Below are 17,843 nucleotides of genomic sequence, written 5' to 3' on the forward strand. Positions count from 1 at the left end.
CAAAGATGGCCTTGGCTGCTGCATGTCTTTGCCGATGGCGGCTACGCGGGTGACAAGCTGAAAAGGCGACTGCGGAAAATCGGGCACTGGACACTGGAAATCATCAAGCGATCCGACAAGGCAAAGGGCTTCGAGGTTCTACCGCGCAGATGGGTCGTTGAACGGACCTTCGCATGGCTCGGCAGATGCAGAAGGCTGGCGAAGGACTTCGAGAAATCCGTCGCTTCCGCCGAGGCGTGGATCATGATCGCCCACATACGCCTCATCACGCGCCGTCTCTCAAGATATTGCTATCATTGACCTCTTTTCGAGTCCGACTCTAAGGTAGCAGCCAGAACGTCACCGGGTTGCACCCAAAAGTCAAAAAGCGCTCTTACGTTATTGTGAACATCGAGCAGTGCTCCCAATGTGTCGGCATGCCATAGATGAATGCCCTTTATCCCGAGCTTCGCCGCCCAACTTTGTAAATGTTCAGTGACTCTGTCGATGCCTCCCTTCCCTTTGCCAGAGGAATTGGCGGCGCTAGCGCTCAGTCGAACGTTAGAGGCCAAGACATAGTAGTCAGGAATTTCCAATGACCTCTTCGAGTCCTCAAATTTCGACATCTCAAGATCGATCTGATTAATTAGCTATGCGGTATTCTTGGCTGGTGTCTCAGTGATTTCGTGATACTTGGCTTGAAAGACCACATAGCCACGCCAATCCTCATTTGCGATTCTGCAATGTCCCGTATAGGTTGCTTCGCGGGCGCCATCTTTGCCGCTACCATATACTTGAATGCGTGCCCCAACCGTGGCTGCAGCCAGAGCTTGGACAAATCGCTCAAAAGATTGTGTAGAGAATCGCGAGAAATCGTAGGCCATTAGAGACCTATAGCATTCTGGAGCGGGAGTTCATCTTTTTTTATACGTAAAACGGCATGTGCCCTCCTTCGCCAACTGACGTTGTGCCAGAAAGGGTGGCGATTTGCTCTAGCCAGGCTTAGTCAGAGGTTCATCACAACTAGCGGGTCGCCTGTCGTCTAGCCAGGGAATGTCTGCGACTCGGTGACACCATCGTCCGAGACGAATGCCGTGCGCCCTTCTAGTTAGGTTGGTAAGGCCGATCAGATTGAACACAGGAAGTGACGCCGCCGCCTAGGGTGCCCAAGTTACAGACGTTGGAATTGCCGGCTTCGGCGACGATCTGTGGCCCGGAGCGATCGTTAAGCAACGATTGAGGTCGCAGCTAGGATCTTCCTTGTCGGTATGGGAGAACTGTTCAACGCCGTCTTCTTGCGCTTAGTTTGGATGTCAGCGCTATGTCGGCGAAGTTGCGAGCCTACGGTCTGTATAGGCTCTTGGCCAGCGGAGCTTGTGGCCGTGATGACTGGTGCAACAATCGGTTCGGATCGGCTCGCTGACCGCTAAGGACAGAGACATCTCCAGCATTCCGGCGATCGCGGCCTACACAGAGGGCCGCCGGGGTGGCCCTCGCTACTGACCAACTTTTCGCGGCCGCCGGCGTTTGACTGCGCTCGAGTCACTGAACGCTTGCCCCGCTCGCGCCGCGGCGCGGGACCACCCTGTTCGCGTCGCCTCATAAGGGATTGATAAGATTCAACTGATATAGGGAACCTCTTGCCGACTTGCCGTAACGGCATCTTCGGCGCGCTCAGACCGCCAAACGGGGGTGCGGCCATGAAGCATGACGGAATTCCTGTATCCGCGGTCGGCCTGGGAGCCGACCACGACGAGCGGCTGGACGCCCTGCTCAGCATCACCGGCCGCATGGACGGTTATCTCTACCGCTGCCGCAACGATGCATCCTACACCATGCTCTATATCAGCGACGGCGTTCTCACGGTCAGCGGCTTTCCGCCAACGGATTTCGTGCACAACGCCGTGCGCGACTATGTCTCGGCCATCCACCCGGACGACCTCGCCGCGGTCTATGCCGCCGTCGACGCCGCGCTCGAGGCGCGTTGCAACTGGAACGTCGACTACCGCATCGTGCCGAGGGTCGGCGAACCGCTCTGGGTTCGCGAGATTGGCGGCGGTGTCTGGGACGATACCGGCCAACTCGAATTCCTGGAAGGCTTCGTCGTCGACATCAGCGATCGTAAGGTTGTCGAGGACCTCAACGCCCAGCTGCTCCTGGATCTGAAGGCAGCCAACGAGGAGCTTTCGGCGCAAAAGCGCGAGATCGAGGTTGCGAAGCAGCAGAGCGACCATTCGGCCAACCACGATGCCTTGACCGACCTGCCCAACCGGCGCGCCTTCCATGACGAACTCAAATCGGTGGTCGCCCGCTGCGGGGCCACCGGCGAGGCGGCCGGTCTCCTGTTCATCGACCTCGACCGGTTCAAGGAAGTCAATGACACGCTCGGCCACGAGGCCGGCGATGCGCTGCTGCAGCGCGTGTCGAGCCAGCTTCGCTCGATCCTGCGCAGCGCCGATTTCGTGGCCCGGCTCGGCGGCGATGAGTTCGCCTTCCTGTTCTCGGGCGACGCCGATCTGGCACAGCAGAAGGCCGTGCGCGTCGCCGAACGCATCCTGGAAAGATTGCGGATCAAGGTTCCGACGCCGAATGGCGCCATCCAGGTCGGCTGCACCGTTGGCGTGGCCATGTATCCGGCGGAAGCCGCCGATTCCGAAGCGCTGATCGCGCTCGCCGACCGCCTGATGTACATCGGGAAAAAGAGTGGCCGCAACCGTCTGGTCACCGCCGAGGAAATGGCGCCGCAACTGCCATCGTGCGGGCCTCGCCACCCGATTCGCAAGACAGCCTAGCGCCATCAAGGGCGTGCACAAAAGGCCCTGAACCAGCCTCACCGCCTGCCTGTGCTCGGCGATTACCCCGGCAGCCACTCGCGGAACCGCTTGATGCCGGCCGGGCCCGATTTGGTGTCTGCCCAGGCCTCAAGGCACTCAATCTGGCGCGAATGCACGCGCGGCCAGCACCACATCGTCGATCTGGTCCTGTCGCAGCAGGTCGATCGGGATGCGGCCGTCGAGCTGCGCCGAGGGGCGGGTCAGCCACAGCCATGCGAGCCTCGGATTGCTAATCAGGGATAGCACCTCGCGGATACCCGCCACCGGCCTGCCGTCGACGAACTGCGCCAGCGGGAAGACATGCTTGCGGCCGCCCTTGCGCAGGGCGACGACCTCGCCCCGCCTTTGCCAGCGATGCAGGGTCGATCGCGCGATGCGCAGGTTCTCCTCCAGATAGGTCGAGCCGGCGACCCGCCCGGCCCAGTCCTCGATCAGCATCGATTCGAGGTCGTCGGACTGGCTGCGCGGGGATGAAGAAACAGGTCCATCGATATCCGCCAGCGATGCCGCCGGCAGGCTTGTCGCGGTGCCGGCTTCGCTGCGGCGCGCGGCTTCCGCCGCCAGCGCGCGCACGAACTTCGATGCCAGGCCGGGAAGGTCGGCATGGATGGCGTCGATGGCACGCTGATGCTTCGGCGACAGCAGGGTGACGGCGGAAGCTATGCTGCCGGCGATCTTGCCGACCGAGACCATGGTGGGCTTGTTGATGGCCTCGTCATAGTGGGCAAGCGCGCGTTCGACTCTTTCCGCGACCATCTCCGCGAATTCGTCCTGCCTGATGCCGGTCGTCTGGGTCTGAAATCTGTTCATGCATCTGTCTTTTTGGGCCGCGCGCGCTCCTCCCTCAGCCGCGGCCGAATGTTGAACGTCTAGTGCGGAAAGCGGAAATCGCAGCGGCAACGAATGCAGCGGCCCGACAGCTTGCTGTCTTGCATTTTTTTGACACCCCAACTGGCTATGGACGCCCCGAAATGTCAGTCGCGGGGGCCTCGATTGCGTGTAGGTGCGATGTGTGACAGCTGCGCGACGGTGAGCAGCGGGACGGCCGAGCTGCCGATCTCCCCCCTTGTGGGGGAGATGCCCGGCAGGGCAGAGGGGGGCGCGAAGGATCGCTACGCGGCGATACTTGTGTCCGCTCCCCGCGCTCTTTGGCCGGCGTCGCACCTCGGATCCAGGGAGGTCATGCCGGCCATTTCGAGGGTAAAACCTTCGAGATGCCGGCGGGACAGCGCCCCCCCTGGCCTGCCGGCCATCTCCCCCACGAGGGGGGAGATCGGCAGCTTGACGGTCGCTACAACAACCCCGCCTGTTCCGCCTCGCGGCGCAAATTCTGCCGTGGCCTTGGGCCGATCTGCTGGATCACCAGTCCGGCCGCCAGTGAGCCAAGGTCGCCGCAGGTCTTGAGGTCGCGGCCTTGCGTGTAGCCGTGCAGGAAACCGGCGGCGTAGAGGTCGCCGGCGCCTGTCGTGTCGACCAGCTCCCTGATGGCGGTCGCCCTGATGACGACGGTCTCGTCGCCGCGCACGATCACCGAGCCCTTTTCAGAGCGCGTCACGGCGGCGATCTTGCAGTCCTTGCGGATCTGCGCCAGCGCCTCGTCGAACGACGATGTCTGGTAGAGCGACTTGATCTCGTGGCTGTTGGCGAAAACAATGTCGACGGTGCCGGAGCGCATCAGGTCGAGGAACTCGTCGCGGTAGCGATCGACGCAGAACGAATCCGACAGCGTCATCGATACTTCGCGGCCGGCCGCGTGCGCCAGTTTCGCCGTCTGTCGGATCGCTTCCTTGGCGCGCGGCGGGTCCCACAGATAGCCCTCGAAATAGGTGACCTTGGCGCCTGAGGCCTTGTCGGCCTCGACATCCTCCGGCCCGAGTTCGACGCAGGCGCCGAGATAGGTGTTCATCGAGCGTTCGCCGTCGGGGGTGACGAAGATCATCGAGCGCGCCGTCGGCGGCTCGCCCTTGAGCGGCCTGGTGTCGAAGGCAACGCCCTGCGCATGGATGTCATGGGCGTAGATTTCGCCGAGCGCGTCGCTCGAGACCTTGCCGAAGAAGGCGGCGCGTCCGCCGAAGCTGGCGACGCCGGCCGCCGTGTTGCCGGCGCTGCCGCCGGACGCTTCGATCGCCGGGCCCATGCGGCTGTAGAGCAGTTCGGCGCGCTCGGTGTCGATGAGGTTCATCGCGCCCTTGATGATGCCGTTGGTCTCGAGGAATTCCTCGTCGCACTGGGCGATGATGTCGACAATGGCATTGCCGATGCAAAGCACGTCATAATCCGGCATCAAAGTCTCCGCCAAGAACCCGAGCCGGCTTCTTGCCACACCGGCCGGGCGCGGGTGTAGCGATTCGTAACGGGTTTGCCTAGGGTGCGCTGATATTCAGGTGATGCCGGTCCGCGAACGGCGGCCCTCGGGAGCGCGACACGCCAGGCGCTACGACAATTCGACCGTGGCCGAAACATTTCATCGCCGCGTCGCTTACAAGCCTGGTTCAGCCGATCACGTCCCAAGGCGAACCAGCCCCCATGTCTGCAAACAACGGGCCGACAAAGAACGATATGACGACCGAGCTGGCGCTGCTTGCCGTGCTGGCGGTGCTCTGGGGCGCCTCGTATACCTTCATCAAGATCGGCGTCGAGACGATCCCGCCGGTCACGTTCATTGCCGCGCGCACCTTGATCGCGGGTGGTATCCTGTTCGCCATCATCCGCTGGCGTGGGCTCGCCATGCCGCGCGATGCCGCAAGCTGGCGCCGTTTCGCCTTCCAGGCCTGCCTCAACAGTGTGGTGCCGTTCACGCTGATCGCCGCGGCCGAGCGCTCGGTTGACGCCGGCCTTGCCACCATCCTGAATGCGACCTCGCCGATCTTCACCTTCCTGTTGACCGCGCTCATCACCCGCCATGAGCCGGTGACGTTGCGCAAGCTGCTTGGCGTCGGCGCCGGCATAGCCGGCATCTGCCTCATCATCGGCACCGAGGCGCTGGGTGGTCTCGGTCACCAGCTCTGGGCGCAGCTTGCCATCGTCGCGGCAACGATCTGCTATGCCGGTGCGGCGATCTTCGGCCGCGGCTTCAAGGGCCTCGATCCGATGCTCCCGGCGGCCGGCTCGATGCTCTGCGGCGCAATCATGCTCGTGCCGCTCAGCCTTGTGGTTGACCAGCCATGGACGCTGGCACCGTCGGCGGTGTCGATCCTGGCCTTGCTTGGCCTGTCCGTCTTCTCGACCGCATTGGCCTTTGTCATCTATTTCCGCCTGATCCACACGCTGGGCTCGGTCGGCACGACGTCGCAAGCCTATCTGCGCGTGCCGATCGGCGTCGGCATCGGCGCCCTCTTCCTCGGCGAAAGCCTGGGTTCGACGGCGTGGCTGGGAATGGCCTTTGTTGTCGCAGGCGTCGCCGCCATGACCATCCCGGTGCGAAAGCCGGCGCTCGCTCGATAGCCATTGGCTTGTGCTCGCGCCCTGCGCTGCCTATCTCGGGAGCGTCCGCCGGCTCGGCGGTGTCCGTTGACCTGGGGTTCAAGCACGGTGATTTTCGACGCTGCCCGCACTGCGGCCCTTGAGCTGCTCTCGCCTCCGTTTCGTGCCGTGTTCTTCAAGACTTTGGGCTTGACCCTGCTGGCGCTGGTCGCCTTGTGGCTCGGCCTGACCAGCCTCGTCGACTGGCTGGCCCTGCCATGGCTCCACGCGCTGTTGCCCGGCATGCCCTCCTGGGCCGGCTGGCTGGGTGGCATCATCGCCGCCATCGCCCTTGCCTTCGGCATGGCGTTGCTCATCGCGCCGGTGACGGCGATTGTCGCCGGCCTGTTTCTCGACGATGTCGCCGAAGTAGTCGAGCGCACCGACTATCCCGACGATCGGCCGGGACGCGCCATGCCGGCCCTGCGGTCGCTGGGGCTGTCGATGAGATTCCTCGGCGTCGTCATCCTCGGCAACATCGTCGCCCTGCTGCTTCTGCTGGTGCCGGGCATCAACATCGCCGCCTTCTTCATCGTCAACGGCTATCTGCTCGGGCGTGAGTTCTTCGAATTCGCCGCCATGCGCTTTCGCCCGGAGGCAGAGGCCAGGGCCTTGCGCAGGCACTATGCCGGCACGGTGTTTCTCGCCGGGCTGGTCATATCGGCCTTCCTCGCCGTGCCGCTGCTCAACCTAGTGACGCCACTGTTCGCCGCCGCCATGATGGTGCATCTGCACAAGGCGATTTCGGCCCGCGCAAGCCGCCTGTGACCGCAAGCGTCACGCGACGGGTTTAGCGAAAAGCGCCTGCAATTTGCCGAACGGCATGGCGGCGCGGGTGAAGCCGAACGTGCCGTCCTGCTGGATCTCGCGCGCCGCCGTCTCCAGCATGCCATAGGCGAAATTGGTCAGCCATGGCCCGAGCGAAATGCGCTTGACCCCGGCCATGGCAAGATCGGCGATGGTGAAGCCCGGTCTCGCCATGACGTTGAGCGGCTTGCCGACAGCCGAGCAGACCGTGCGGACCATCTCGACGTCGCCGATGCCTGGCGCATAGAGCACGTCGGCGCCGGCCTTCTCGAAGGCTTGCAGCCGCTTGATGGTGTCGTCGAGGTCGGACTTGCCCCACAGGAAATTCTCGGCGCGCGCCGTGAAGACGAAATCGCGCTTCAGCGCCCGTGCCGCCTCCACCGCCGCCGCGACGCGCTCGACCGCGTGCGAGAAATCATAGATCGGCTTGTCCGGGTCACCGGTGTGGTCCTCGATCGAGCAGCCGGCAAGGCCGGCGGCTTCCGCCGCGAAGATGGTTTCGGCGGCCTGCTCGGCACTGTCGCCCTTGCCGCGTTCGAGGTCCGCCGAGACCGGCAGGCTGGTCGCCGCCGTCACCTCGCGGCAATGATGGATCATCGCCTCGAAGGTGACGGCGCCGTCCGGCAGGCCGCGCGAAAAGGCAAAGCCGGCGCTGGTCGTCGCCAGCGCCTTGAAGCCGAACGAGCCCAGCAACTTCGTCGTGCCGACGTCCCAGGGATTGGGCATAACGAAGGTCGAGGCATGCAGGTCACGAAAGATCTTGCCCTTGTCCATGGTAGTTCCCCATCATGTGCGGTGTGGTGGAGCGGAATTTATCCTGCCGTCCTCGGTCGGGCAAACGAATGCGATTGGTTTAGAAGCGTTTCGCGTTCTCTGCTGACAAACGTTCGAACGCGTCGGAATCCTTGACGTAGCGCGATGTCTTCTTGTCCCAGTGATAGGTGACGGAAATCTTGTGCGATGAAGCCTTTGGCGGTGCCTCGTCGCAGCTTTCACCGCTCGGCATGGTGGCGTCGGTCACCGTCGCCTTGATCGCGGCATAAGGCTTGTCGGCGATTGGCTGGAAGGCGATATCCTGCGTGCGCTTGTAGGCGCACAGGTTCTCGTCGAACGTGTAGATCATGTCGATCAGCTCGAACCGGTCGTTGCGAACCATGATCAGCGGCGTGCTCACATAGCCCTGATTCGAATTGAAATGCGTGCTCATGGTGATGAGCAAATCGTCGTTGGGGCTGACGGAAAGCTTGCCCGGATCACGGAAATAGGTGCTGCGGTCTACGGCGACATTGACGGCGTCGAGCAGCCTCGGCTTGGCCGTGATGTCGTAGAGCGCCAGCACCGCATAGCCCTCGGCGCTGTCCGGAGAATCGCCGAGGTCGAACAGCATCGCCAGCCGATCCTTGCCGCCGGCCCTGATGTCGAGCAGCGCTGCATTGGGGAGGCTCGACGCCTCGGGCGGCGAACCGCCGCTATCGGGTCCCTCGATGTGGCGCATGTCGATCGGCGACCCACCCTTGTAGAAGCCGTCCTTGTCCGCGCTCAGGTCAGGGATGACCATCCTGGCCAGGTCGAGATAGGTGACGTCCTGGTGGCGGGGCAGCGCGCTGCCGAGTTCCGGGAAGCTGACGGCTTGCGCGCCGGCTGCCGTCCATAGAAACGGCAGCAGCACAAGAGCGAGAACGAAGCGAAGCAGGGTGGGTTTCATGCGGGGCCTCGAATTGGCAGCGCCAAGCTAGCACGGACAATCGAGGCGTACAGCCGCGAGCTGACGATCAGATCAGTGGATCGGCACCAGTCCGGCGAGCTCGCGCATGTCGTCGAACAGGATGCCGCCGGCCTTCACCAGCCCATCGCGGTCGGAATAGGGATCGCCATGATAGGAAAATACCCGCATGCCGGCGGCGATGCCGGCCTGCGTTCCGGCGACGCTATCCTCGATGACGATGCAGTCGGCGGGCGGAAAGCCCATCGTCTTCGCCGCATGCAGGAACAGGTCGGGAAATGGCTTGCCGCGCCCAACCATGGTCGAACTGAACAGCGCGTGTTCGAACAGCGGCAACAGCCCGGTCTGACCAAGCGTGATGTGCATCTTCGACACCCTGGCCGATGTGGCGACGCAATAAGCGATGCCGGCCGCGCGCACCACTTCGATGAAGTCGTGGACGTAAGGGATGGTCTCGACCCCGTGGGCGAACAGGTCGGGCAGGCCGGCATTCCAGCGATCAACGAAATCGGCGCCGAGCCTGACGCCGGTCTCTGCCTCGATCTCCTTTTGCACCGATGCCATGCTGCGGCCGGAGAAGTTCTTGCGGCAATATTCGAAGCTTGTCGGATAACCGGCGGCGGTCAGCCATTCGGCGAGGCGTCGATTGGCGAGGTTCTCCGTATCGACCAGGATCCCGTCGCAGTCGAAGATAACGAGTTTTGGCAGGGCCCCATGCATCAGGCGGTGCCGGTCGATCCGAACCCGCCCGAGCCACGTGCCGTTCCGCCGGCCAAGGTGCGTTCTTCCACCGCTGCTTGCGTCACCGCCGCGAAAACGATCTGGGCGATGCGCATGCCGCGCGTCACCGCGAAATCCTCGTCGCCGAGATTGATCAGCAGCACCTTCACCTCGCCGCGATAGTCGCTGTCGATGGTGCCGGGCGTGTTGAGAACGGTAAGGCCATGCTTGAAAGCAAGCCCCGAACGTGGCCGCACCTGGCCTTCCATGCCTTCCGGAATTTCCAGGATCAGCCCGGTCGGCACCAAAGCACGTTTGCCCGGCAGGATCAGCAGCGGCCGGTCGTCGGGCACCGCGGCCCGCAAATCCATGCCGGCGGCGCCGGTGCTTTCATAGGCGGGGAGAGGAAGCCCTTCACCGTGCGGCAACCTGACGAAGCCGACGGACGGACCGATGACGGAGGGAGTGTGGAGGGCTGCGCGCATAAAATCGATCCTATCGGCGCGAACCGCGATTCGGTCAACTCAACCGCAATGCTATCAACGGCTTTCTTTGTGGCATCACCGTGATCTAGCGTAGTTCCATCGGAACGACAGTTGTTTCCTTGATCTCCTCCATCACGAAGGAGGCGGAAACGTCCGACAGCGCCACCTTGGCGATCAGTCGCTGGTAGAGCCGGTCATAGGCCTTTACGTCGGCGACGCGGGCGCGCAGCACATAGTCGAGGTCACCGGACATGCGATAGACGCCGGTGATCTCGGGAAGGCCGGTCACCGCCGCCCGGAATTTCTGCAACCAGTCCGGATCGTGGTTGGACGTGCGGATCAGGATGAACACCGAAAGGCCAAGCCCGAGCTTGTCGGCATCGACCAGCGCCACCCGCCCGGTGATGACGCCATCCTCCTCCAACCGCTTGACCCGGCGCCAGCAGGCATTGCGCGACAAGGCCACCCGTTCCGACAGCTGGTCGACGGAGAGTGTGCCGTCGCGTTGCAATTCGGTCAGCAATTTTCGGTCGATTTCGTCGATTTCCAGCGCCATGTGGGATGTTTGTCCCATGAAATGGCCGAATACAAGGACATTTTGAGACCAATGAACCTGCGAAGCATGTCAGGATACTTACCATCAGGAACCCAAGCGCTGAAGGGGAATCAGCATGTCGGCAGGGCTCGCAAGGATTTTCACCTCTCATCCGGCCAAGGTCGGCGAAACCTATTTCGGCCACATGGCCTTTGCCGCCTGGTTCTCGTCGCGGTTGCTGATGGCGGCGGGTGCCGCGCTCGTTCACGCTTTCTTGCCATTTCTGTTTGAGACTACCGCCAGCCGAATCGTTCGCGAGCTTTACGAGCGGACGCACAACAGAGGCAAACACGCGATCAAGGAGCCTGCGGCTCTCATGGATCGCGCCTAGAGAACGGTTGATGCGATGTGCCGGTGGGCGGCCTATCTTGGTGAAGCGGTCTTTCTCGAAGACATCCTCACGGCGCCCTGTCACTCGCTGATCGCCCAGAGCCATTGCGCTCAGGAAGCAAAATCGCCGACCAATGGCGACGGTTTTGGCCTTGCCTGGTATGGCGACCGGCCCGAACCGGGTCACTATCGCGACATCCTGCCCGCCTGGTCGGACCCCAATCTGAAAAGCCTGTGCCGGCAGATCAAGTCCGGCCTGTTCCTTGCCCATGTGCGGGCGTCGACGGGTGGCGCCACCAGCCGCATGAACTGCCATCCCTTCATCTCAGGCCGCTGGTCGTTCATGCACAATGGTCAGATCGGCGGCTTTGAAAAGATCCGCCGGGCGCTGGAGAACTCGCTCTGCGACGCCGTTTTCGACCAGCGCGAAGGCACCACCGATTCCGAATTGTTCTTCCTGCTGCTGATCGACGAAGGATTGGCCACCGATCCGCAAGGCGCCGTGTCCCGTGCCACCAGCCGGGTGCTCGAAGCCTCGCGCCGAGCCGGGCTCGAGCCGGCGCTGAAACTCACTGCCGCCTTCTCGGATGGGCAAGCACTGCATGCGGTGCGTTACGCCACCGACGCTCATGCGCCGACGCTCTACACCTCCGTCTTGCGCCGGGGCGGCCGCTGCATCGTTTCCGAACCCTTCGATCGCGAGGGTGGCGACTGGCAGGCGATCCCGCCGTCGAGCTTCGTCACCATGACCAGGGATGGCATCACCATTCGCCCCTTTGCCCCTTCCGCGGCGAAGCTGGCGCTGGTCGGATAGTCTTTCAGCTTTTTTATTTTGCGGCAACGTCGCGTTCCTTCGCGCCCCCCTCTGTCCTGCCGGACATCTCCCCCACAAGGAGGGAGATTAGCAGCTTCGAAGCTTCGCCAGTCTTGCAACGTTGGAGATTGGCGAAAGCCGGGATGACGGCAATCTCCCCACCCGTGGGGGAGATGTCCGGCAGGACAGAGGGGGGCGACGTAGCGCGCGGACTTCGACAGTTCCAGCTGCACAATTCCGATCAAGCGCGGCCGATGCTCGAATGCTCAACTTGGCTTGAAGTCGCGCCGCCGTCCGCCATCTTGATCAGGGCGAGTGCGGCCAAGGCGGAGCCTTGAGCATGGACATCGTCTTTTCCTCAACCGTCGATCTCGCCGCCGCGATCGCCGCGCGGAAAATCTCCGCCGTGGAAGTACTTGACGCGCATCTGGCGCAGATCGACAGGCACAATGGGGCGGTCAACGCCGTCATTTCGCTCGACAGGCAAGGGGCTCGCGAGCGCGCAAAGAAGGCGGACGCGGCGCTGGCGCGCAGCGAGGCGCTCGGGCCGCTGCATGGCGTGCCGTTCACGCTGAAGGACATGCACCAGACATCTGGCATGAAAACCACGGTCGGCTTTCCGCCCTTCGCCGACTATGTCGCGAGGCACGACAGTCCGGTCGTCGCCCGGCTGAAGGCGGCCGGCGGCGTGCTGATGGCCAAGACCAATGTCGCGACCATGCTGTCGGACTGGCAGTCGAACAATCCGCTGTTCGGCCGCACCGGCAATCCGTGGGACCCCCAGCGCACCGCCGGCGGTTCCAGCGGTGGTGCGGCGGCGGCGCTTTGCGCCGGGATGACGCCGTTCGATGTCGGCACCGACATGCAGGATTCGATCCGCCTGCCGGCTGCTTTCTGCGGCGTCTATGGGCTCAAACCGACGGAGCATCGTGTCTCGCTGGCCGGCGCCTTCCCCGATCCAGGTGGTGCCGCGCGCAGCGTGCGGCTGATGTCCTGCCTCGGCCCGCTGGCGCGCAGCGTGGAAGATTTGTCGTTGATCTATCAAATCATCGCCGGGCCGGACGGGAGCGATACCGATCTTGCGCCGGTGCCGGTCGAAGCCATGCCAAAGCTCGACCTCAAGACCTTGCGCATTGCCGTCGCGCCGCCCTTTCCAGGCTTCCCGGTGGCCGGCGATATCAGTGCCGCGCTCGAAAGTCTCGCAAAGCAGCTGCAATCGGCAGGTGCGATCGTCGAGGAAGCGAAACCGCCCAAGCTCGATCTGCACGACGATCTGGAGCAGGGCGGCGCGTTGATCGGCATGATGATGGAAGCCGCGCAGCCGCCGGAGCAACCGACGCCGGTATCGCGCTGGTTCGAGGCGCTCGCCCGCCGTGACAGATCCACTCTCGCCTGGGACCGGTTTTTCGAAAGCTGGGACGCCTTGCTCTGCCCGGTCGCCATGACCACGGCCTTCCCGCATTGCGAGCCGGGCACGCCGATCAAGGTCGACGGCAAGGAGCAGAGCTACTGGCTGCTGCCCGCCTATGGCGCGGTCTTCAACTACAGCGGCCATCCCGCGCTTTCGCTGCCGTGCGGGCAGGACAGCGACGGCCTGCCGATCGGACTGCAACTGGTCGGCAAACGCTGGTCGGAGTCGCGGCTGCTCGGCATTGCGGCGGCGATCGAGCCGCTCACCGGCGGTTTTCGCCGTCCGCCAGCCTATTGAGCGAAGCGCGACAACCCGTATGGGGCAAGCAGCGGGTCGCGCTCGCCGTCGAGGATTTCCCGGGTGGCGAACAGGCCGACGGCCGGCGCCAGTGTGATGCCCGAATGCATGACCGCGACATAGAGCCCGTCCATGCCCTCGGCGCGGCCTATGATCGGAAAGCCGTCGATCGGCGTCGGCCGGTAGCCGACGGTGTGGAAATCCAGTTCCAGCCCGTCGCCGCCGCGCAGCATGGTTTTCATAGCCGCGAACAGCTCGCGGGCGGTGGCTTGCGGATCCATGCCGGGATCGGCGCCGCCGAAATCCGAGCCGGCGATGATGCGGCCCTCCGCCGTCTGGCGCATGTGCAGCCGGTCGGCCAGCACAAGCCCGTTGAGCAGTTTTTCGTAAGGCCGCGAATGGACGATCAGCCCGGGCGGTGTCTCGATCGGCAAGTTGATGCCGGCTGTCGCGGCAATATCCGGCGAGCCGACGCCGGCCGCGATCACCACCTCGTCGGCGGCAACCAGGCCGTGCGATGTGTCCACGCCGGTAATTCTGCCTTCGGTCTGGACCAGCGCCGTGACCGTGCTGGCGATGATACGCCCCCCGCGCCGTTCGGCGTCAGCCAGCAACGCTTTCGTGGCCGCGACCGGCTCCGCAACACCCTCCTCGGCGACATGCAAGGCGGCATCCGGAAGCTCCATGAGATTGGGCTCGATGCGCGCCGCCCTGGCGCGGTCGACGCGCTCGATGCCATAGCCCCAGGATGAATGCTCTCTGGCATAGGTTACCATATCGGCGGCCGACAGATCCCAGCATAGGCCGCCGCACCAGGCGAGCGGCAGGCCTGGCAGGTCCAGCGCCAGTCGCGACCATTCGGCCATGGCGCGCGTCCGCAGCCGGAAATACGGCTCCGGATTGCCCCAGCTGGCATTGATCCAGGCAAACGAATTCGGCGTCGCGACGCCGCCGGCAGCACCGTCGGTGATCACCGTCACCCGCGCGCCCGCCTTGCTTAGATGCCACGCGATGGAGGCACCGATGATGCCGGCGCCGATGACGATGATTTTCTTGCTCATGCTGGTCCTCTGCCGAATGGGCATCTTCTGATGACATCACGGCGGGCATATCTCAATAGTGGGGAAGGCTCATCCACCTGGATGCGTTCTCGGTAATGGTTGTGCCGTTTCTTTCGTCGCGCCAGCGAGCAGCGTCCGCAGCTCGTCGCACCGCCTCAGCAGCCGTGGCGAGTCGACTTTCCTTGCGACCGCCAGGACGGTGCCAAGCTCCAGCTCGGCGCCCGTGTGATCGCCCAGTTGAATAAGCAAAACTGCTAGCGACAGCCGGGCATCGGCGGCATTGATCGGCGAACCGATCTCGTTCCAGCGCGCGCAGGCGACTTGCAGTTCTCGGGCGGCTTCGGCCAATCGGTCTTCTCGTGTAAAGAGCTCGGCCTTGGCCACCGCCGTGAGCGCCCGGATCGATGCCATCGGCCAGCGTTGCGGCTGCTTCTCCAGCTCGGCGATGACCTCCTTCGCGCGCTCCGGCCGACCCGTCCGTGCCGCCACCTTGGCCAGCGTGGCGAGAATGAGACCCTTGCGCTGCAGGGTCGGCCAGCCGTTCCCGACAAGGGATCGCTCGAGAGAGGCGAAAGCAGCCTCGGCCTGTCCCTGCTCCAGTTGCAGGAGTGCAAGGCCGGGCTGGGGGTCCCAGCCTGCAGCATGGGACGCGCGATAGGCCGCTTCCGCCTCGGCGAGATCTCCGGCGGAGAGATGAATGTCGCCAAGAACGCGCAATGCATCGCCCGTCGCCCAGGGTGCGTCCAGAGCAAGCTGTTCGAGAGCCGCGCGCACCAGTGCCTCGGCCTCCTTCAGCGTGCCGTGCACCCCGAGCACCTCGGCCCGATGCAGCCGGCAAGAGCCGGACAGGTCCTCGAGCCCATGTCCCTTGCACCAGCTTTCATAGCCGAGCGTCCACTGGTTGGCTCTCGCCCAGTCGCCGAAATTCCGGCAGGCCCAAAGAATGTTGCAATAGAGGATACCGCCAACGATCGGATCGATGTCGCTGGACAGGCCGAGGGCGGCTGCGAAGTCCTGGTCTTCTTCACCTGACTTGGTTTCACCGAGGCAAAGCTTGAAGAAGCCGCGATAGATGAGACCGAGCGATTCAACGACAGGATCTTCGAGTTGTTTGCCAACTTCGAAGGCTTGCTCGGCCAGCGCCAGCGCCTGCTCGGGCTCGGCTTCCGCTCCCATGATGCGCGCCCCCATCCAGCACCAGAGGCCCTGTTCCCGGCTGTCGGTGGCCGTATCGATCAACTGGGCAGCGCGCTTGTGCCAGCCTTTGGCCACCGCGAGCTCCCCTCTCTCAAGGTGGATTCTCGCAAGCGTGATTGCCGGGGAAGCCGCCCGCAGACGTTGTCCGGCAGTGTTGTATGCCGCGACCGCACGCGTCAGGAGCGGAATGGCTTCGGCCGGTCGTCCCATGCATTCCAGGGCCAGTCCCCATTCCTCGAGATCGGAGGTGAGAAGCTGCTGAGCGGCATCCGCTTCGGCGAACAAGGTCGCGGCTTCCTGCCATTTCCTGGCCGTCGCTGCCGTTCTTGCACGCAAGATCTGTGACCCGGGACTCGAAGGAGCGGCGCCCGGATCGACCGGGCTCGTGCTCCGATCGGAAACGGTCGGCGGATCGAGGCAGATCCGGTAGCCGAACCGCGGCAGGTTGCGCAGTGCCGTTTCCATGCTGCCTTGGCGCAGAACGCTGCGGGCAAGGCTGGCCACGCGCTGCAGCGAGGCCTCGGTCACCGTGACGCCCGGCCACAGCGTTTCAAGCAACTCGTCCTTGCTCAAAGCCCGGTTTTGATGACGCAGAAGGATGGCAAGGAAATCGAACACCAGAGGCTGCACGTCGATCTCTCTGTCGGCGAGACGAAGGCCGCGAGAATCCTCGTTCAGCACGAAATTGCCGAAGCAATAAACTCCCATCGGCAGAATTCCCTCCAGCGACAACGCAAAGGATCAGAAGAAGATAAGGGCGGCGTAAGGACTGTCGGCCGCCCCTCCTGTCATTCTCCGTCTGCCTGGCGAGCCAAGCTGCACTTTAACGCAGCAGCCCCAGGGATGTCACCGGCAGCGACATGGTCGCCCGTCCGACGGCATTTGAACCCCAGACAAGGAGACTACGAAATGCACAAGTACATCATCGAAAGGGAAATTCCCAAGGTCGGCACTTTCGAGCGCGCGCAGCTTCGCGACGCGTCCAAGGCCTCGAACGCCGTCCTCGCCGAACTCGGCCCGGAAATTCAGTGGGTCGAATCCTTCGTCGCCGACGACAAGACGTTCTGCGTCTATCTCGCCAAGGACGAAGCGATCATCCAGCGCCACGCCAAGATGAGCGGATTCCCGGCGACGAAGATCACACAGGTGAAGCGCCTGTTCGATCCGACGACGGCGTACGCCAGCGCCTGACGCGGAGGGACGGCCGTGAAACTCTTCGCAAATCTCATCCTCGGCACCGCGTTGTCCGCCGGCATTTGGGCCTCCGCGCTCGCCTGCGGCTCCGCGGATGCCCATGATACGCCCGACCCGGTGCTCAACCGGTCCCGGGAAATGGCGGCCAAGTACGTCAATATCGAGGTCGCCAAGGCCGAGGGCTACCAGCAACTCTTCGAATGCACGACGCATGACGAGCACGGCACGATGGGCATTCACTTCATCCATCCCGGCCGCGCTGGTGACGGCAAGCTGGTGCTCGGCGAGCCGGACGTGCTGACCTACGAGCCGGAATCCGATGGCACCATGCAGCTCGTCGGCATGGAGTACATCGTCTTCGAGAAGGACTGGAAGGACAAGGGCGTTCCCGAGTTCCTCGGCCGCACCCTCCAGCGCAAGACGACGGTGGGTGTCCATCCGGTGGACCCCTACTATGAGCTTCACGTCTGGCATTGGCGGCACAATCCGGCCGGCATGTTCGCCGACTGGAACCCGTATGTGAGCTGCGTACACGACCAGTCCTGAAGCAGGCGATGCGCTGCACCTTTGGGAGGGTCATTGCATGGCCCTCCCAATCATCCATCGATCAAACAAAGGAAACATGACCATGTCAGTTCTTCGTATAGCGCCGGAATTCATCGTTGATCAGCCGGCCACTGGGCGCTCCTTCGCACTGGCCATCGCAATATACCGCCGTGGCCTTCGTGCCCTGGCCCGTATCATCCGCATTCGCGGAGATCGGGCATGGTTTGAGGACTTGCCGGACTATCTGTTGCGCGACATTGGCATCGATCGCTCCGAAATCTCCTCAGTCATCCGCTCCGGCAGCAAGGATGGTCGTGATCGTCTGTGGATTTGAAAGTCGCGGTTTCATTGCCAATTTTCCTTGGTCACAGAGGCGGTCCCGGACCAA

19 protein-coding genes are annotated in these 17,843 nt (G+C 63.4%); 10 read left to right on the forward strand and 9 right to left on the reverse strand.

Going from position 1 to position 17,843, the window contains the following annotated elements; genetic code table 11:
* Both BLS48_RS26430 and BLS48_RS26435 read left to right on the forward strand, forming a co-directional pair.
* On the forward strand, window positions 1-300 hold a 300-nt coding region (locus BLS48_RS26430), incomplete at its 5' end, for a transposase (protein ID WP_143019512.1).
* 1,379 nt (window positions 301-1,679) lie between these two features.
* A complete protein-coding gene (locus BLS48_RS26435) occupies window positions 1,680-2,771 on the forward strand; it encodes a sensor domain-containing diguanylate cyclase (protein ID WP_091584303.1) in 1,092 nt (363 codons plus the stop codon).
* Between the two features lie 138 nt (window positions 2,772-2,909).
* Here the strand turns inward: BLS48_RS26435 and BLS48_RS26440 are convergent, their stop codons facing one another.
* Both BLS48_RS26440 and BLS48_RS26445 read right to left on the reverse strand, forming a co-directional pair.
* Window positions 2,910-3,623 carry an antitoxin Xre/MbcA/ParS-like domain-containing protein gene (locus BLS48_RS26440; protein ID WP_091584306.1) on the reverse strand — a complete coding sequence of 238 codons (714 nt, stop codon included), beginning with the start codon at window positions 3,621-3,623 and terminating at the stop codon, window positions 2,910-2,912.
* 481 nt (window positions 3,624-4,104) lie between these two features.
* Window positions 4,105-5,097, reverse strand: a complete 993-nt coding sequence (locus BLS48_RS26445; protein ID WP_091584308.1) for an adenosine kinase — start codon at window positions 5,095-5,097, stop codon at window positions 4,105-4,107.
* A gap of 242 nt (window positions 5,098-5,339) precedes the next feature.
* On the opposite strand from BLS48_RS26445, the gene BLS48_RS26450 reads away from it, so the two are divergent.
* A complete protein-coding gene (locus BLS48_RS26450; RefSeq protein ID WP_091584311.1) occupies window positions 5,340-6,257 on the forward strand; it encodes a DMT family transporter in 918 nt (305 codons plus the stop codon).
* A gap of 87 nt (window positions 6,258-6,344) precedes the next feature.
* Complete coding sequence (locus tag BLS48_RS26455; RefSeq protein ID WP_091584577.1) at window positions 6,345-7,043, forward strand: sulfate transporter family protein; 699 nt, start codon at window positions 6,345-6,347, stop codon at window positions 7,041-7,043.
* A 9-nt stretch (window positions 7,044-7,052) separates the two neighbouring features.
* Here the strand turns inward: BLS48_RS26455 and BLS48_RS26460 are convergent, their stop codons facing one another.
* From BLS48_RS26460 to BLS48_RS26480, 5 genes are all read right to left on the reverse strand, one after another.
* Window positions 7,053-7,856: an isocitrate lyase/PEP mutase family protein gene (locus BLS48_RS26460; RefSeq protein WP_091584314.1), complete on the reverse strand. Its 804-nt coding sequence runs from the start codon at window positions 7,854-7,856 to the stop codon at window positions 7,053-7,055.
* Window positions 7,857-7,935: 79 nt separating this feature from the next.
* Window positions 7,936-8,787, reverse strand: coding sequence for a hypothetical protein (locus tag BLS48_RS26465; RefSeq protein ID WP_091584317.1), 852 nt, complete (start codon window positions 8,785-8,787; stop codon window positions 7,936-7,938).
* Window positions 8,788-8,859: 72 nt separating this feature from the next.
* On the reverse strand, window positions 8,860-9,525 hold the full coding sequence (locus tag BLS48_RS26470) for an HAD family hydrolase (protein ID WP_091584319.1): 666 nt from the start codon (window positions 9,523-9,525) through the stop codon (window positions 8,860-8,862).
* Window positions 9,525-10,010 (reverse strand): dUTP diphosphatase, encoded by a 486-nt coding sequence (dut, locus tag BLS48_RS26475; protein ID WP_091584322.1) that lies wholly within the window; start codon window positions 10,008-10,010, stop codon window positions 9,525-9,527. Before dut ends, BLS48_RS26470 begins: the two co-directional genes overlap by 1 nt.
* Window positions 10,011-10,095: 85 nt before the next feature.
* Window positions 10,096-10,566: an Lrp/AsnC family transcriptional regulator gene (locus BLS48_RS26480; protein ID WP_091584325.1), complete on the reverse strand. Its 471-nt coding sequence runs from the start codon at window positions 10,564-10,566 to the stop codon at window positions 10,096-10,098.
* A 115-nt stretch (window positions 10,567-10,681) separates the two neighbouring features.
* Between BLS48_RS26480 and BLS48_RS26485 the strand changes: the two genes are divergently transcribed.
* From BLS48_RS26485 to BLS48_RS26495, 3 genes are all read left to right on the forward strand, one after another.
* Window positions 10,682-10,936, forward strand: coding sequence for a DUF6356 family protein (locus BLS48_RS26485; RefSeq protein ID WP_091584328.1), 255 nt, complete (start codon window positions 10,682-10,684; stop codon window positions 10,934-10,936).
* 15 nt (window positions 10,937-10,951) lie between these two features.
* A complete protein-coding gene (locus BLS48_RS26490; protein WP_091584331.1) occupies window positions 10,952-11,749 on the forward strand; it encodes a class II glutamine amidotransferase in 798 nt (265 codons plus the stop codon).
* Between the two features lie 340 nt (window positions 11,750-12,089).
* Window positions 12,090-13,457: an amidase gene (locus BLS48_RS26495; protein WP_091584333.1), complete on the forward strand. Its 1,368-nt coding sequence runs from the start codon at window positions 12,090-12,092 to the stop codon at window positions 13,455-13,457.
* Here the strand turns inward: BLS48_RS26495 and BLS48_RS26500 are convergent.
* Complete coding sequence (locus BLS48_RS26500) at window positions 13,451-14,518, reverse strand: NAD(P)/FAD-dependent oxidoreductase (RefSeq protein WP_091584336.1); 1,068 nt, start codon at window positions 14,516-14,518, stop codon at window positions 13,451-13,453. The genes BLS48_RS26495 and BLS48_RS26500 overlap by 7 nt on opposite strands.
* A 69-nt stretch (window positions 14,519-14,587) precedes the next feature.
* Window positions 14,588-16,423 (reverse strand): winged helix-turn-helix domain-containing protein, encoded by a 1,836-nt coding sequence (locus tag BLS48_RS26505; RefSeq protein WP_091584338.1) that lies wholly within the window; start codon window positions 16,421-16,423, stop codon window positions 14,588-14,590.
* Between the two features lie 201 nt (window positions 16,424-16,624).
* Between BLS48_RS26505 and BLS48_RS26510 the strand changes: the two genes are divergently transcribed.
* From BLS48_RS26510 to BLS48_RS26520, 3 genes are read left to right on the forward strand one after another with little or no spacing between them, the layout of a single operon-like run.
* On the forward strand, window positions 16,625-16,906 hold the full coding sequence (locus tag BLS48_RS26510) for a DUF4242 domain-containing protein (RefSeq protein WP_091584341.1): 282 nt from the start codon (window positions 16,625-16,627) through the stop codon (window positions 16,904-16,906).
* Window positions 16,907-16,921: 15 nt separating this feature from the next.
* The gene (locus BLS48_RS26515; protein ID WP_091584344.1) at window positions 16,922-17,455 is read left to right on the forward strand and encodes a hypothetical protein; all 534 of its coding nucleotides are present in this window, start codon (window positions 16,922-16,924) and stop codon (window positions 17,453-17,455) included.
* Window positions 17,456-17,492: 37 nt separating this feature from the next.
* A complete protein-coding gene (locus BLS48_RS26520) occupies window positions 17,493-17,789 on the forward strand; it encodes a hypothetical protein (RefSeq protein ID WP_143019513.1) in 297 nt (98 codons plus the stop codon).
* Window positions 17,790-17,843 lie beyond the last annotated feature (54 nt).

The sequence above is a fragment of the Mesorhizobium qingshengii genome, assembly GCF_900103325.1.
Classification (GTDB): Bacteria; Pseudomonadota; Alphaproteobacteria; order Rhizobiales; family Rhizobiaceae; genus Mesorhizobium; species Mesorhizobium qingshengii.

Coding starts and splice junctions, on each gene's coding strand:
- BLS48_RS26495 (WP_091584333.1), top strand. CDS start 12,090: ATGGACATCGTCTTTTCCTCAACCGTCGATCTCGCCGCCGCGATCGCC.
- BLS48_RS26465 (WP_091584317.1), bottom strand. CDS start 8,787: ATGAAACCCACCCTGCTTCGCTTCGTTCTCGCTCTTGTGCTGCTGCCG.
- BLS48_RS26520 (WP_143019513.1), top strand. CDS start 17,493: ATGGCCCTCCCAATCATCCATCGATCAAACAAAGGAAACATGACCATG.
- BLS48_RS26490 (WP_091584331.1), top strand. CDS start 10,952: ATGTGCCGGTGGGCGGCCTATCTTGGTGAAGCGGTCTTTCTCGAAGAC.
- BLS48_RS26510 (WP_091584341.1), top strand. CDS start 16,625: ATGCACAAGTACATCATCGAAAGGGAAATTCCCAAGGTCGGCACTTTC.
- BLS48_RS26435 (WP_091584303.1), top strand. CDS start 1,680: ATGAAGCATGACGGAATTCCTGTATCCGCGGTCGGCCTGGGAGCCGAC.
- BLS48_RS26445 (WP_091584308.1), bottom strand. CDS start 5,097: ATGCCGGATTATGACGTGCTTTGCATCGGCAATGCCATTGTCGACATC.
- BLS48_RS26460 (WP_091584314.1), bottom strand. CDS start 7,856: ATGGACAAGGGCAAGATCTTTCGTGACCTGCATGCCTCGACCTTCGTT.
- BLS48_RS26505 (WP_091584338.1), bottom strand. CDS start 16,423: ATGGGAGTTTATTGCTTCGGCAATTTCGTGCTGAACGAGGATTCTCGC.
- BLS48_RS26470 (WP_091584319.1), bottom strand. CDS start 9,525: ATGCATGGGGCCCTGCCAAAACTCGTTATCTTCGACTGCGACGGGATC.
- BLS48_RS26450 (WP_091584311.1), top strand. CDS start 5,340: ATGTCTGCAAACAACGGGCCGACAAAGAACGATATGACGACCGAGCTG.
- dut (WP_091584322.1), bottom strand. CDS start 10,010: ATGCGCGCAGCCCTCCACACTCCCTCCGTCATCGGTCCGTCCGTCGGC.
- BLS48_RS26480 (WP_091584325.1), bottom strand. CDS start 10,566: ATGGCGCTGGAAATCGACGAAATCGACCGAAAATTGCTGACCGAATTG.
- BLS48_RS26485 (WP_091584328.1), top strand. CDS start 10,682: ATGTCGGCAGGGCTCGCAAGGATTTTCACCTCTCATCCGGCCAAGGTC.
- BLS48_RS26440 (WP_091584306.1), bottom strand. CDS start 3,623: ATGAACAGATTTCAGACCCAGACGACCGGCATCAGGCAGGACGAATTC.
- BLS48_RS26500 (WP_091584336.1), bottom strand. CDS start 14,518: ATGAGCAAGAAAATCATCGTCATCGGCGCCGGCATCATCGGTGCCTCC.